Genomic DNA, 15,519 nt, shown 5'->3' with positions numbered 1-15,519 from the left:
ATGCTGATAAAGAGCCTATTGCATAAAAAAACAGGAGAATTTATTTAATTGCGCTGGTTTTTGCATCAGTTTTTAATTGGATAAGGTACAATAATCATGCAGGTTTTTATTAATTTTGGCTCTTAATCAATAAGGCAATTTAACAAGCCACAATACAGTATTAAACTAAATCTATTAAAACATTTAGAGATGAAAAAATTAATTGGTTTTCTTACAATCGCACTTTTAATGACCCTAAGTGCCCAGTCTCAATCAATTTCAGAAAATGCCCTGGGATTACGCCTTGGTGACAATAACGGATTTGGGGGAGAGATTTCTTACCAACGCTATTTAAAGGAAAGTAACAGGTTAGAATTTGATCTTGGATGGAGAAGTTCGGACAACGTTGATGCCTTTAAATTGGTAGGGTTATACCAGTGGGTAATGCCATTGGATGGTGATTTCCATTGGTACGTAGGTGCTGGAGCAGGTTTAGGAAGTTTTGATTCCGATGTATCTGACGGTACCTTTGCCCTTGTTGCAGGTAATATTGGTATAGAATATGATTTTGATATTCCGCTATTACTATCCTTGGATATTAGGCCAGAATTGGGCTTCAACAGCAAGTACTCAGATGATTTGGATATGGATATCGCATTAGGTATTAGATACCAGTTCTAATTCACTGCAGACATAAACTATTTTAAAAAGGTATTGGGAAACAATTTTCCAATACCTTTTTTCATTATTAGCACTTTTTATTGCACCAGCGCTTCTAAAGTTAACCATGCCATTAGCCCACCTCCTGTTTCCAAGGCCACTTCATCTATGTTAAAAGTAGCCGTATGCAACCCTGATGTAATTCCCTTATCTGTATTCCCTACCCCAAGAAGATAAAAGCATGCGGGATTACTTTGCGTATAATAGGCAAAATCTTCTGCTGCCATCCACTGGTCTAAATCCACTACATTTTCTTCTCCTAGAAATGCGATAGCGCTTTTTTTCATGGAATTGGTCAAAGGCTCGTCATTATTAAGATGCGGATAGCCTTTGGGTATATTCACATAGCATTCCCCGCCCATTCCTTCCGCTATGGCCTTGGCCAATTTAGTAAGCTTTTCTATAGCTAGATCCCGCCAATGTTCATCATAGGTCCGAAATGTCCCTTCAATAGTCACGCGATCGGGAATTATATTATTGGCCCCATCCCCTATAATTCTACCAAAGGATAGCACGCTAGGCATTTTTGGCGATGCCATTCTACTCACCAATTGCTGGGAGGCTACAACGATATGTGAAGCAATAAGAATAGGATCTATACATTCTTCCGGCACTGCCGCATGTCCGCCCTTCCCAATCACGGTAAGATATACCTCATCCATACTAGCCATAAATTGCCCTGCCCTGAATCCTACCTTCCCTGCCGGTAATTTAGGCATAACGTGCTGCCCCAAATGAGGGATCTTTCCCAATTGCTGATAAACTTCCTCCTTCATAACCAAAGTAGCCCCTCCTGGCATCAATTCTTCGCCTGGTTGAAACAATAATTTTACAGTCCCGATAAATTCACTCCTTAACTGAAAAAGAATTTTAGCGGTAAATAATAACGAGCTCATATGTACATCATGACCACAGGCGTGCATTACACCAGTAATCCTAGAGGCATATTCTACTTGGTTTTCCTCCTGGATGGGAAGGGCATCCATATCTGCCCTTAAAAGAATAGTCCTTCCCTTTTCCCGACCGTGAAGAGTTGCCAATAGCCCCGTTTCTGCCACCGAAACAATATCGGTAATACCAATTTTCTGCAGCTCTTTCCTTAAAAAATCAGCAGTATTAAATTCCTTAAAAGAAAGCTCCGGATGTTGGTGAAGATATCTTCTTACCTCCACATATTCTGTCGTAAATTGTTTAGACAATTCTTTAATTCTCTCCTTTAAGACCATAGTATTTTTTTATTATAGATTGATGATACGGCAGCTCTAATTACACCCTTCGTTTGGCATATACCCTTCGTTCCAAGAAAATAGTTTTTTATATGGCATAAGCTCTTTCTCTTAACAAAACAAGGTAGACTTTTTTCGCCTTTCCCGGGACGAAGGACGACAGGGATTTGGACACGAATATTCCCCGGAATTCTCCTTTGATTACTTTGCTATCGTATCCTAAACCCTAGTATGTTAATCACTTATAATATAATCTAGAAAACCTTGGCTGTTCCATTGTTCATAGTCTGCCGGACTATCTGTGACCAGAAAAGCCTCCAATCCCGGAGTTTGTTTTAGGATATTTTTGCTTTTTTCTATACCAAGAACACTCAATGCCGAGGCATAGGCATCGGCCATAGCTCCAGTGGGAGCAATAGTAGTAACCTGTATGGTATTGGTGATGGCCATCCCTGTACTTGGATCTACAATATGGGAATAGCGCTTGCCATCTACGGTAAAATACTGATACAGATCCCCTGAGGTAGCCACCGACTTATTCTTTAGTTTAAGTTTGGTAAAGGCCTCCTCACCCAAAGAATTGTAATAACTGAATCCCAAAACCCAATAGGCTTTGTCTGGAGGGGCACCACTCACAGTAATGTCTCCTCCCATATCTACGAGGGCAGACGCTACCCCCATTTTTTTCAATAACTGTATAACCTCGTCTGCCGCATATCCTTTCCCTATTCCCCCTACATCCAATTGCATTCCCAGAGTAGATAAGCTTACTAGGGAATCTGGAAGTAGACGTATTTTATTATAGCCCACCTTTTTTTTGGCGGCCTCAATCTCCTCTGTAGTAGGTACTACTCCGTTCTTTCTTGCTTTTCTCCAAAGGGCCACCACTGGTCCAGCAGTTATATCGAAAGCACCCGCAGTTGCATCACTCATTGCCGAGGATTGATGTAGTAGCTGAAACAGGTCCTTGCTTACCGGCACCTTGGCATGTACCGTTTTACTCAGGTTATTTAGCTCGCTGTTGGGCAGGTAGTCGCTTAAGATTAAATTTAGATCATCTATCTTCTTAAAGGCCAATTGGGCCACCCTATCGGCATCTATACTATCTGGCGCATAAAAAACCAGTCGTATTTGGGTACCCATTTGTTGATGGGTATAGGTCACCCTAGATTGGGCGTAGGCACTACCCAAAGTAGCGAATAAGACCAGTGCTAAAAGTAAGTGCTTATATGTATTCACATCTGGTTTCACCGCAATCTGTTGGATTAGATTAATTAAGACGACATATTATCCTTGAAGTTCCATCAACCTTCGCTAAACTAGTACAACCCTACAGGGATATCTCCCAGCTAGCACGCCCTATGTTATTACAAGGAACTATTGGTCCCTAACGTCTTATGAATACGATTACTTACCTACAAAAACAAGATTGTAATCTACCGTGACCGTATCCCCAACAACAATTTGACCAAACATAGCTGTAGGCGGCTCCATCCCATAATCTTGCAGTTTTAGGGCATAGGAGCCTTTTATACGAAAACCATTGTCTATCTCGGTAATTTCCGAGGGAAGCACTACCTGTTTGTCTTTCCCTGCTATGGCTAAAACACCTTGAAGGGCATTAGGATCCGTATCGGATAGATTCTGAAATTTAAAAGTAATCTCGGGATGCTTTTCGGCTTTCAGGGCTTCGTGCATTTTTTTATCCATTGCAGCGGCACGGCCACTTTCTATGTCTGGAGCGACCACCCGGAGTTCCACATCTTCCACTTTCTCTCCATAGGTTAAATTCCCATGTAGGGTATTGGCCTTAACGGTCCAATCGTGAACGGTTGAGGTTCCATTAATATTCAGCACACTTTCTTTGGACAGCGTGTATGTATTCTGTGAAATTCCCGTAAAGGCAACCAGCCATAAGGCTATAAAAGTTATTTTAATTTTCATATCGATAATGTTTTTCATTAATGCCCTAAAAAACGACTACTCGTCCAAAACGGTCTGCCAGAACTTTTCCTGCTCCTCTTTGGAAGGCTGTACTTTTGGACTAACCACTCTAAATCCTATAAAGTTGGAATCCGTATTCCACCAAAAACTTTTAGGGATCTGAGGGTCTCTTTTTTGCAAATTAATACTTGATGCCACTCTGGACGCGGATCGGAGCACATCGGCATCGTCATCCCAAGAACCACCCCTAATCACTCTAGGATGGATAACAGTAGGCTTTACCCATGGATTCTTAGGTTCGGTGGTGGCGTATGCATCCTCCTTATACTCGTCTAGGGTCCATTCTGCTACATTCCCATGCATATCATATAAGCCCCAAGGGTTAGGCTTTTTGGTTCCCACCTTGGCGTATTGGTTATTAGAATTTTTATAATACACCGCATAATCATCGATCGCTGATGCATCATCCCCAAAGGAATAAGCGGTTTCAGTACCTGCTCTAGCGGCATATTCCCATTCTGCCTCTGTAGGCAAACGGTAAAATTTTCCCGTGACCGAGCTTAGCCATTTACAAAATACCAAGGCAGAATAAGCAGACATACTAATGGCCGGATACCCCGTTTTCCCCATTCCATAGGAAGGATCTTCATAGGGTGGGCTAGGTCTGGTAATACCGTCTATGGCCGCCAACTTACTCGCTTCCAAATCTTGGAACATTTCTTTATTTTGCTTAAAAAACAGCTCAAAAACATCCCAGGTAAGTTCGTACTTCCCCATATAAAACGCATCTAGCTCTACCGCTCTCCTCGGTCCTTCATCGGCATTCCTTTTGGTTTCGGTATCTGGACTTCCCATCATAAAATTTCCTTCGGGTATTAATACCATTTCAAAAGAAATATCGGTAGTGGGAATTTCCTCCACGTACGATTCGGCTACCGCCTCCGTTCCGGAATCCTTCAAGGCAGGAGCGGTGGATTTGCAGGACCATAAGGCGAACAATACAATAACAGATGAAAAAATTGGGTTTACAACGGTCTTAAACTTAGAGCTGGTAAAATGATACATTATGTAATAGACAATTAGATTAAGTTGCTAAAAATATTACTAATTATTGAAAAGTACGAAGCTTAACCTCAAAAATTCTATGGACACAGCGGTGAAGTCTTACAAAAAATATTGTAATATTGGGAGTAATCAAATCCACACTCACATGAAAACCAAAATATGGAACCTATTTCTAATAGGATTATTTATCTGTTCCTACCACTCGTATGGGCAACTTAAAAAAGTAGCTTCCGTAGAAGGCATAACGGAATACAAGATGGATAATGGCCTTAGGGTATTACTGTTCCCCGATAATTCTGCCCAGACCATCACTGTGAATATCACCTACTTAGTGGGCTCTAGGCACGAGGGGTACGGTGAGAAAGGCATGGCACATCTACTAGAACACATGGTTTTTAAAGGCACCCCAAACCATCCAGATATCCCAAAGGAGCTGAGTGCCCGAGGCGCAAGGCCCAATGGCACCACATGGTATGATCGTACCAATTATTTTGAAACCTTTAATGCCACCGAAGACAATTTGGATTGGGCCTTAGATCTGGAAGCAGATAGAATGGTGAATTCCTTTATTGCCAAAGAGGATTTGGAAAGCGAGTTTAGCGTGGTTAGGAACGAATTTGAAAGTGGGGAAAACAATCCCGTAGGTGTTCTTATGAGTAAAGTAATCAATGCTGCCTATCTCTGGCACAACTACGGAAACTCTACCATAGGAAACCGATCGGATATTGAACGCGTCCCCATAGAAAACCTACAGGCATTTTACAAGAAGTATTATAGACCGGACAATGCCGTTCTTATGGTTACCGGAAAATTTGATGAGGCCACCACCTTGTCGCTCATCCAAGAGAAGTTTGGCAAAATTGAGAAGCCCAGCATTCCCTTAAGGGATTACTATACGGAAGAACCCGCACAAGACGGAGAGAAAACAGTAAGCTTAAGCAGAATTGGTGATCTACAGGTGGTTTCGGCCATGTACCATACCCCTGCTGGTTCACATGAAGATTATGCGGCCATGGCCGTGGTAGAGAACATCCTTACGGATGAGCCATCGGGGCGACTCTATAAGAATTTAATTGAGACGCAAAAAGCCTCTTCACTATGGTCGTTCTCCCCCTTTACCAAGGAACCCGGCTTTCTTTATGTGAATGTTAATGTACCCTCTACAAAGAGCATGGAAGAGGTAGAACGCGAACTTAAAAGCACCATGGATGGTTTTAAAACAAACCCTATCACCCAAGAAGAGTTAGACAGGGCTAAATCTAACCTATTAAAGCAAATGGATCAGATTCTAAGAAACTCCTCTTTCTTAGGTACCTATATGAGCGAGTTTATTGGGGCTGGCGATTGGCGTTTGGCATTTATACATCGGGACAGGGTAGAAGAAATGACCTTAGAGAAAGTAAATAGGGCAGCTACCAAATATTTAATTCCCACCAATAGGACCATAGGTAGGTTTATCCCTACCAAACAACCGGAGCGAGTAGCCATAGAGCACACCCAAGATCTAGAAGCCTTGGTTGCCAACTACACAGGCAAGGAAGATATGGGCATGGGAGAAGCCTTTGATGTTTCCTATAACGCCATTGCAGAAAGACTGGAGCAAGGCCAATTATCTAACGGGATTGAATACGGCATCATAAAGAAAAACAATAGAGGAAAAACGGTGCTACTCAACTTTAGCATGAGAAACGGGAATGAAAAATCGCTTTACAACACCGGGCTAATTCCGTCCTATACGGCTAGCATGTTAGATAAAGGCACCCAATCCAAAACTAGGCAACAGATTGCAGACGAACTAAGTAAACTTCAGTCTTCTGTCTCTTTCCGCGCCAGTAACGGGAATATTTATGCCTATGTAAATTCTAAGGAAGAACACCTGATGGCTTCTTTGGCCCTTATGGCCGAAATGCTTAAAACCCCTTCTTTTGATCCGGCAGAATTGGAAAAATTAAAAACAGAACATCTAGCTATGCTAGAAAGCAATAAGACCGAACCCCAGTTCCTCGCCTCCAAAAGATTATCTCGAATAAATAATCCGTATGCAAAAGGACATCCGCTATATACCATGACGGTAGCCGAGGAGGAAGCCGCCATAAAAGCATTGACCATTGCAGACCTCAAAGCCTTTCACGAATCTTTTTATGGTTTGGGTAAATCCATTATGGTAGCCATAGGGGATATGCAGCCGTCAGAGGTAACCACTTTTATGGAAAAGGAGTTTGCCAATTTCCAGAGCAAACACCCTTATGAGCGACTTAAAAATCCTTATACCGCTTCCCAGCCCCTCAACGAGGACATCCTAACGCCAGACAAACAAAATGCGATGACCCTAGGGCGCCTAAACGTACAAATTAGTCAGGAAAACGAGGATTATGCAGCCTTAAGCATTGCTACTACTATATTGGGAGGCGGATTCTTAAACTCTAGAATCGCGGAAAGATTACGTCAAAAAGACGGTGTAAGTTATGGTGCAGGGGCTGGATTCCAAGCCGATCATAATAAGAACGACCAAAACTCCTCCTTAATACTATACGCCATCTATGCGCCTAGCAATTATGAAAAGGTGCAGCAAGGCTTTAAAGAAGAGTTAGATAGATATATCAAAGATGGGATTACAGAGGACGAATTGAAGGATGCGGTAAATGGATGGGTTCAGGAAGAAAACGTTTCTAGAGCTAAAGATGGGGAGTTAGCCGGACTCATCAATAACAACATCTTCTACAATCGCAGCATGGAATTCCAAAAGGAATTGGAAGAAAAAGTAAAGAGTTTAACTGTAGCGAAGGTGAACAAGGCCATAAAAACCTATATAAAACCCTATAAGGAGTGGACCGTTGTGAATGCTGGAGACTACAAAAAATAGTACGCAGCTAAAAAAGAGGTTTACAAAATGGATACAAGGATGGTAACTGGATAAAACCTGGAAACCGCATTCCTCCAAAATGTAAACCTCTTTTTCTTTAATTTCATGGCATGGAGACCAATCTAAGTCCAAACTTGGCCAACCAAAGAACAGCTATCCCTACTGCCCAAGATCTGCCGCCTCAAAACCTATGAGCTCTCCATCACTAAACCTAGCGGTAATACTTATGGGATTACAGCAGACTTCACAGTCTTCCACATAATTTTGGGACCCCACGGAGGTGTCCAAAAGCATAGAAATCTCTTCCCAACAATAGGGGCATTGAAAAAACTGCTCGTACATGGTACCTTTTATTTTTCCCTTATGCTGTAAGTTACTAAGAAATATAGAATTAGAAACAGACAGGAATTTAAGCAAGCGGTACCCATGACCCTAAATCAAAGGCTGTCTCCATAGTAATTTGGAACTACCGTGAGCCAGGGCTTTGCAGAATGCCCAATCACTTCTTCCCAGCGGATACACCAATTGACTAAGGTTCAATATCGTCTTCAAATTTGGTGTCTACCATGCGTGTACGGTCTACCTTCAATTCCTTAAACTTCCCTTCTTCTTTCCCTTTGTCATAATCGAACACCAGGAACTGAGCAGTATCCATTTTCCTTAGACCATCGAAGGAATAAATATTGTTATTCTGTAGCTGAAGCACCTGCAGGCTAGCCAAATTAGAGAACTCATCTGGAATGGCACCTCCCAATTCATTATTAGCAAGCACCAATTCCCTTAGCTTTAACAAGCTACCCATTTCATTGGGGATAGCTCCATTAAGTCTATTATCGAACAATCCAAGCTGTTCCAAATTGGAGAGTTGCCCCAAGGAAGCGGGAATATTTCCAGATAGGTTGTTACTGGATAAATTGAGGTTTTTAAGGGTTTTGAGGTTACCCAGACTCTGGGGAATGGAACCAGACAGCGAATTATTAAAAAGGATTAACTGTTCCAAAGCCCTCATCTCTCCTATGTTAGTTGGAAGCTGCCCTACTAGGCGGTTCATTTCCAGCTGTAGCACTTTTAGTTCAGATAATTGGGAAATGCTTTCTGGAAGCTGCCCCCCTATCTTATTAAAAGCAAGGTTTAACTCCTCTAGATGCGTCAGGTTTCCAAGGTTATTAGGCAAACTCCCTTTCAAATTATTCATAAAAAGGTTGATGGATACCACATGTCCATCTTTTACACCTACCCCATGCCATGCTTCCACTTCCTGATCTAAATCCCATTGGGTATTCCATTGGTCACCTGCCGTAAGCTTGTGCAAGGCCAAAAGCACCTCTTTTTCCTGTTCGGGAACCTGGGCCTTAAGTGTGGATATTATACCAACACAGCATCCTATAAATAACAGTATATATTTGAATTTTGAATGATAGCCCAAAAATTTCATATCGATGTTGTTTTCCTATGCTTACCAATAGCGGCAGATTATCAGGGAATTACCCCACAAACTACGGGCAATAAGGGTTGAAAAGCAAAAATAATCGATAAACTGACCGGCTGCATCTCAAAATTGTGGTGAAACCCATGCAAACTGTGGTGAAAGGCTTATTGCACAAGTGATGCTACACTGATGTAAGCTCACTAGAAATAATGAATATCATAACAAGACTACCAGTACTTTAAGAATCAAATGCCGGCCTTTATCCAATTCACAGTAGTTTCTTCCGCGTATGTGCAAAGACCCCATTTTAAAGAAGAGGGCTTAATCTTGAAACTGTTCCAAGTCCATGCTAAGCGCTTCCCAATCCTTCATTAGTTTTTCCAAATCCTTTTTCTTCTTCTCATAGGATTCAAAAAAATTAGGCTTTGCTATGGTAGCATCATAATTTAAAAGGAGCTCTTGATCTATGGAGGCAATTTTCTTCTCCAGATTGGAGATTTCGTTCTCGGTAGACTTCAATTTGTTTTTTAATGATCTCAGTTTCTTCTGATCCTCAAAACTAACCTGTTCCTCCTTTACTTTCTCTTTCTTTTTTACAGGGGCCGATTTTTTCTCTATTGCCCTAAAATCTTCCACCTTACGTTCTTCCAGATAGTAATCGATATCCCCTAGATATTCCTTGATATTACCGTCTTTAAACTCGTACACCTTATTGGTAAGTCCTTGAAGAAAGTCTCGGTCGTGACTGACTAGTATAAGGGTGCCATCAAAATTCTGAAGGGCTTGTTTTAAGACGTTCTTAGACTTTATATCCAAGTGGTTGGTAGGTTCATCCATAACTAGGACATTAAAGGGCTGCAATAGCATCTTGGCCAATGCCAAGCGGTTTCGTTCCCCTCCGGAAAGCACCTTCACATATTTCTCTACCTCATTGCCCCTAAATAGGAAGGACCCCAAAATATCCCTTACCTTACTCCTATTGCTTTCATTGGCAGCATCAATCATCGTATCCAGGATTGTTTTATCGCCATCCAAATACTCTGCCTGGTTTTGCGCAAAATAACCTATCTGCACATTGTGCCCCAATTTTAAGTGACCTGTATGGTCTAGCTCTCCCACCAGAATTTTTGCCAAGGTAGATTTTCCCTGTCCATTTTGCCCAACAAAAGCCGTTTTGGTATCCCTTTCAATTAACAGGTCTACGTCTTGCAAAACATGGTTATCCCCATAGCTCTTACTTAAGCCTTCCATTTCTACCACCACTTTTCCGGGCGTCACGGATACTTGAAATCGAAGATTCATCACACTGTTATCATCTTCATCAACCTCTATCCGCTCCATCCTATCCAGTTTTTTAATAAGGGATTGCGCCATGGAGGCCTTGGTAGCTTTTGCCCTAAACTTCTCTATGAGTCGTTCTGCCTGCTGTATCTCTCTTTCTTGATTTTTCTGGGCGTTTAACTGCTGCTCCATCATCTCACTACGCAACACCAGGTACTGGGAATAAGGTTTATTGTAGTCGTAGATTCTACCCAAAGAAATTTCAATGGTACGATTGGTAACATTATCCAAAAACATTTTATCGTGGGAAACAATCATCACCGCCCCAGGATAATTTTTCAAGAAGTTTTCTAGCCATATAATGGATTCGATATCTAAGTGGTTGGTAGGCTCATCCAGTAAAAGCACGTCATTACTTTGCAAAAGCAGTTTTGCTAATTCTATGCGCATACGCCAACCTCCAGAGAAGGTCTCTGTCTTTTTGTGGAAATCTTCCCGTTTAAACCCGAGACCCAACAATATTTTTTCCGTCTCTCCCTCATAATTATAACCACCCAAAATTTCAAAATGATGCGTAACATCGTTTAGATCCACGATTAGTTGGCTATAGCTATCCGATTCATAATCTGTGCGCTCTGCAAGTTGATGATTAATCTCATCTAACTTCAATTCCAATTCCTTGATCTCTATAAACGCCTGGTACGATTCTTCCAATACCGTTCTTCCCTGCTCAAAATCTATGTCCTGACGCAAGAAACCCATTTTAAGGTCCTTATCGGCGGCTATTGTGCCCGAGTCTACCGGCATGTCCTTGGACAATATTTTTAAGAGGGTCGATTTTCCGGCCCCGTTTTTACCTATAAGTCCAACCCTATCGCCAGCATTCAATCGGAAAGATATTTCTTCAAATAAGTATTCCCCTCCAAAAGAGACGGAGAGGTTGTGGATGTTCAACATATTTTGTGACTATTTTCAGAATAAATCATTAAACAATTCTGTAAGTTCGCATAAACTTTTGCAAATGTTACAAAAAGGAAGCAAACTCTTCAGTATTTTAACAGGAACTTGTCCCAAATGCCACCAAGAGAGCATGTATAAGGACAAGAACCCTTACAATATGTTAAACATATTTAAAATGCACGAAAAATGTTCGCATTGCGACACTAGGTATAAGATGGAGCCCTCCTTCTTCTTTGGCGCCATGTACGTGAGTTATGGGGTTGGAGTAGCGATAGGGGTAGCAACCTTCGTTATCGCTTATTTAATATTAAAGGCATCATTAACCAATACCTTTATTGCCATTACCCTGACACTGATTGTCCTTATGCCATTTATAATTAGGGTCTCTAGGAACATCTGGATCAACTTCTTTATACATTACGATCCTGACGCAACAAAGAAAAAAACATCTTAATCGGTAGGAGGAAAACGGGAAATATCTATTTCTTTATCCAAGGGAATGTGCTGTTCTATCAGATCAAAGAGTTGCTGAGCGGCCGTTGGAGCCAACATAACCCCTCTAGAACCAAATCCATTTAAGCAGTACAGATGTGGATGCCGGGGATGTTTGCCTACCAAAGGTTTTCTATCCTTAACCGTAGGTCTCACACCGGCCACATGATCTACTACCTCATAAGGACATTTAAGAAATCGATCTAATTTTTGCAGTAGGTCGGCCTTCGCAGCCTCCGTGGGCAGGTTGCTCTTATCGTCCCTATTATAGGTGGCTCCCACCCTATAAAGATGGTCTCCTTTTGGAATGATAAAAACAGAGGATTTTATCACTTTAGACTCCTTTAATAGGGGCGCTTTAATCGTCAGGAGCTCCCCTTTGGTTCCATTAAGCGGCAAATAGTTAAAGTAGGGATTCTTTTTAAGTCCGAAACCTGTGGCAAATACAAGTTGCTTAGCAGCTAGGTCTTGATATTCCACATGAGTAGCCAACACTTTCAATTCGTCAAAATTAAAGGTTTGGAATCGCATCGAATCCCCTTCCTGCAGCCAGGCCACATAAGTAGCTACCAAGGTTGCTGTATCCAACTTCCAAGTATCGAGAACTTCTCCATATCCGTGGGGTGCCTCTATTTGGTCATTAATGTCAAAATTAAGTTTTGTGGATAGAAAAGGTTTTAAGTTGGGTTTATCAGCAGCTTCAAACCACAGATTCTGCTCTTCAATAGAATTGAAACGCCTTAAAACCGGCAGCTTATGAAGCAGTTCTTTATTTAAACGCTGTTCCAAATCCTTATAAAATGGCACAGCTCTCTCCAACTGCTCTTTCGCCTTCCACGCTAGTGTAAACCGCTTTAAAATAACGGGATTGCACAATCCACCAGCCACTACAGAGGAGACCTGGGAATTGTCGCTAATCACCACAAACGACTTATTATTTTTTTGGAGGGTCTCACAAAAGGAAATTCCTGCGAGGCCCGCCCCTACCACTAAATAATCTAACATGCTGTAAAAGTAGCGTAGGGAATTTAATTCTCTGCAAAAAAAGCTAATTATTCCGCCTACAACCAAATCCTTTACTGCTTACCATTTTGAGGGGATTGCTCCAATTATAGTAGAATACCCAACAAGCATAGCTGTTTACAAAAAAAAGTGCCACAACTTTCGATGTGGCACTTTTTAAGATATCTGAATTGGATTAGTATTAGGCTAGTAAGCCCACATATCTTGTTCCCGGTCTCGTATAACCTCTTTTATACGTTGGGACTCTAATAATTGGAACAACGCATTGTCCGAGATATAGTCTTTTATTTCACGGTCTCCGTATACATTGTCTTCCTTGTAAATGGTTGCGTTAAATCTTCTTGCGTTCAGCAACATATCAAAGGAAATAGGCTGTGCAGAATTGCGTTGGTTAAACACCTTAGCATCGTGTAAAATCTGTCTTGCACTTGGATACCAAACCCAAAACAAGGCTACTTTTGCATCGGCGGGATCTACAGAGGAATCATCTATAAAGTTAACGTCTGGAGCCACAGGAGCTATTCCGAGCAATCTATACTTAAGTTCTCCTTGTCTTTTGTCGAAATACCACATTCCTTTTATAAGGTATTCCTCCAAATCTGCAGCTACGATACTTCTTTGGTTAATATACTCTGGGGATACTGGTTCTCCTGCATTCAACTGCGCATACCCTAGGTCTAAGGTATCCGTTTTCTTCAAGGTGGCCTCCAGGTCACTGAAATTTCTTTTTTCGGTAAAATAAGAATCTACATAGATATCCGTAAGATTTCCGTTCTTTATATTCTTGATTAGCACATCGTACAAAGACCTTCTATCCGGACCAATATCTACGGTATCCAAGGGATAGTAAAGCGGGAAGTTGACACGTTCGTCCAGATCAATTACCTCCCACACCGTTTTGGACCAAAGAATATCCCTTTCATCCACATAACCGTAGGGTAGCGGAGCATCGTTATATTGCGCCTTTTGTGCCGCTGTTTTTTGACCTATCTCCTGTGGCTTTTTTGCATTCAGGATATTTGCTTGGGCGCAAATGGATAGCGGCAACATGGTTACGGCCCCAATTAACAAAACATTTTTCCAATTCATCTGTTCTTAATTTATCGTATTAAATACATAGCGTTACCTCCCGGCTGCTATAGCTATTTTACCAAAGGCAGAAGCGGGGGATTAAAAACCATCTACCCTGGTACTAAGCATAAAGTCATTAATTTGTTATCTCGATCACCACTGGGGACACCCTTGGAAGCTTATAACTCCTATTATTGGTAATATACGCTTCAATATCAAATATCTGCACTAGATCTCCACGACTGGCTCTTTGCAGAGCAGACTTGGCTCTACTATCCAATTTATTTCCATTTACCACCACTGTTGGCTGTCCAGGCACCTTAAATTTAAATCCACTAACGGCAATGTTCAAGTCAAAATCAAAGTCTTCCAACAGCGCTCCTACAGTAGAAATCTCCAAGTTGTTTTTTCCCATTCTTGTACTTCCCGTCTCTCCTCTGATAGAGCCCGAAGGCCTAGGAATATCCTTAATCCTAAACTCGGAAGAGGTTGTAATTACCTGCCCATCGGGCAATTTACCTGAAGCCGTTATGGAAACGGTTCTTCCCTTGCCAGGATTCATAATGTAATTACTCCCACTTCGCTTGGAAAGACCAGGTGCAGAGGCATTAACGTTATTATCTGGAATTCCAGGAATAGAAATGGTTATTGGGTTGGGCACGCCACGGTACACCACATTCATCTTATCTGCAGAAATTACAGCTGCATTAGGCTTGGTAATGGTAGCAAAGGTGGAGGATACGGGTACTTCTGTACGCTCTCCATCCTGAATAAACACCAAATTACCTTCTATCTTATGATCTCCAGCGCTTCCGGCATTAATTGTTAACCTTACCTTCCCGTCTTCTATTACATAATCTGTTCCTTCGCTCAACTTTCTTCCGTCTAGGGTAAGGTTCACCTCATTGGGCCTAGTACTTGCATCTTTACGTCCAAGAACGATACTTCCACTAAATTTTTCACCGGAATAGAAAGCAGATTTTTCCTGTTCTAACAAGGTAGTATAGTTGGTCATAGACACCTCACTACTTAACTGGCCTTGCAACATAGCCTTTAAAGCGTCCTCTTCGGTGGACTTAACATCTGCCTGAAGCGAGGTTAATTTGGTGTAAGAGGCAATTAATGGATACCCTTCAAAGTGATAACTTAACCAATCTTGTTTAGTGCCATCCCGTTTTTCCACCAAGCCTTTTTCGTCACCGGTTTCAAACCTGGTTTGTACGGAAGATTTTACAGCCTCCAATTCCTTGGGCATTACTGCAGTGATCTGTGTACGATAGGCTATCAATTTATCCAAAAATTCCTTTCCTTCGGCACTTACCTTTCCTCCTCTAAAGAAACGCTGATCCAAATAATCCGTCATATCCATTACCTGGTAATCTTCCGGATCCTTTACACTGGCCATCATATCTTTCTTAATACCTTCTAAATAGGCATAATACTCCTCGGATAATTCCTTAATTTTC

The 15,519-nt window shown here is 41.6% G+C and carries 13 protein-coding genes; 3 read left to right on the top strand and 10 right to left on the bottom strand.

Features of this window, described 5'->3' with window-relative positions; all coding sequences use genetic code 11:
* Nucleotides 1-189: 189 nt before the first annotated feature.
* Nucleotides 190-660: a hypothetical protein gene (locus F1E73_RS10715; protein WP_086475990.1), complete on the top strand. Its 471-nt coding sequence runs from the start codon at nt 190-192 to the stop codon at nt 658-660.
* 77 nt (nt 661-737) lie between these two features.
* Here F1E73_RS10715 and F1E73_RS10710 read toward each other — a convergent pair whose 3' ends face one another.
* From F1E73_RS10710 to F1E73_RS10695, 4 genes are all read right to left on the bottom strand, one after another.
* Entirely contained in the window at nt 738-1,925 is a 1,188-nt protein-coding gene (locus F1E73_RS10710; RefSeq protein WP_150451900.1) for a M20 metallopeptidase family protein, read from the bottom strand.
* Nucleotides 1,926-2,159: 234 nt separating this feature from the next.
* The gene (locus F1E73_RS10705) at nt 2,160-3,164 is read right to left on the bottom strand and encodes an FAD:protein FMN transferase (RefSeq protein ID WP_150451899.1); all 1,005 of its coding nucleotides are present in this window, start codon (nt 3,162-3,164) and stop codon (nt 2,160-2,162) included.
* 168 nt (nt 3,165-3,332) lie between these two features.
* Entirely contained in the window at nt 3,333-3,869 is a 537-nt protein-coding gene (locus tag F1E73_RS10700; RefSeq protein ID WP_176328441.1) for a YceI family protein, read from the bottom strand.
* Nucleotides 3,870-3,905: 36 nt separating this feature from the next.
* Nucleotides 3,906-4,934, bottom strand: coding sequence for a formylglycine-generating enzyme family protein (locus F1E73_RS10695; protein ID WP_086475986.1), 1,029 nt, complete (start codon nt 4,932-4,934; stop codon nt 3,906-3,908).
* A gap of 145 nt (nt 4,935-5,079) precedes the next feature.
* Between F1E73_RS10695 and F1E73_RS10690 the strand changes: the two genes are divergently transcribed.
* Nucleotides 5,080-7,797, top strand: a complete 2,718-nt coding sequence (locus F1E73_RS10690; protein WP_150451898.1) for a M16 family metallopeptidase — start codon at nt 5,080-5,082, stop codon at nt 7,795-7,797.
* Between the two features lie 159 nt (nt 7,798-7,956).
* On the opposite strand, the gene F1E73_RS10685 is transcribed toward F1E73_RS10690, so the two are convergent.
* The 3 genes from F1E73_RS10685 to F1E73_RS10675 form a co-directional block, all read right to left on the bottom strand.
* A complete protein-coding gene (locus F1E73_RS10685; RefSeq protein WP_086476029.1) occupies nt 7,957-8,139 on the bottom strand; it encodes a CPXCG motif-containing cysteine-rich protein in 183 nt (60 codons plus the stop codon).
* A gap of 187 nt (nt 8,140-8,326) precedes the next feature.
* Nucleotides 8,327-9,232 (bottom strand): leucine-rich repeat domain-containing protein, encoded by a 906-nt coding sequence (locus F1E73_RS10680; protein ID WP_150451897.1) that lies wholly within the window; start codon nt 9,230-9,232, stop codon nt 8,327-8,329.
* 315 nt (nt 9,233-9,547) lie between these two features.
* The gene (locus tag F1E73_RS10675; RefSeq protein WP_150451896.1) at nt 9,548-11,464 is read right to left on the bottom strand and encodes an ABC-F family ATP-binding cassette domain-containing protein; all 1,917 of its coding nucleotides are present in this window, start codon (nt 11,462-11,464) and stop codon (nt 9,548-9,550) included.
* Between the two features lie 64 nt (nt 11,465-11,528).
* Between F1E73_RS10675 and F1E73_RS10670 the strand changes: the two genes are divergently transcribed.
* The gene (locus F1E73_RS10670) at nt 11,529-11,921 is read left to right on the top strand and encodes a DUF983 domain-containing protein (protein ID WP_086475983.1); all 393 of its coding nucleotides are present in this window, start codon (nt 11,529-11,531) and stop codon (nt 11,919-11,921) included.
* On the opposite strand, the gene F1E73_RS10665 is transcribed toward F1E73_RS10670, so the two are convergent.
* The 3 genes from F1E73_RS10665 to porM form a co-directional block, all read right to left on the bottom strand.
* Complete coding sequence (locus F1E73_RS10665; protein WP_086475982.1) at nt 11,918-12,964, bottom strand: NAD(P)/FAD-dependent oxidoreductase; 1,047 nt, start codon at nt 12,962-12,964, stop codon at nt 11,918-11,920. The genes F1E73_RS10670 and F1E73_RS10665 overlap by 4 nt on opposite strands.
* 204 nt (nt 12,965-13,168) lie before the next feature.
* A complete protein-coding gene (gene porN / locus F1E73_RS10660) occupies nt 13,169-14,071 on the bottom strand; it encodes a type IX secretion system ring subunit PorN/GldN (RefSeq protein WP_150451895.1) in 903 nt (300 codons plus the stop codon).
* A gap of 118 nt (nt 14,072-14,189) precedes the next feature.
* Nucleotides 14,190-15,519, bottom strand: a 1,330-nt coding sequence (gene porM / locus F1E73_RS10655) for a type IX secretion system motor protein PorM/GldM (RefSeq protein ID WP_150451894.1), incomplete at its 5' end; no start/stop codon positions are given.

This window comes from Arenibacter lacus (assembly GCF_008711145.1).
GTDB lineage: Bacteria > Bacteroidota > Bacteroidia > Flavobacteriales > Flavobacteriaceae > Arenibacter > Arenibacter amylolyticus.
The sequence above is the reverse complement of the archived record's forward strand: the minus strand, read 5'-3'. Positions and strand labels throughout refer to the sequence as shown.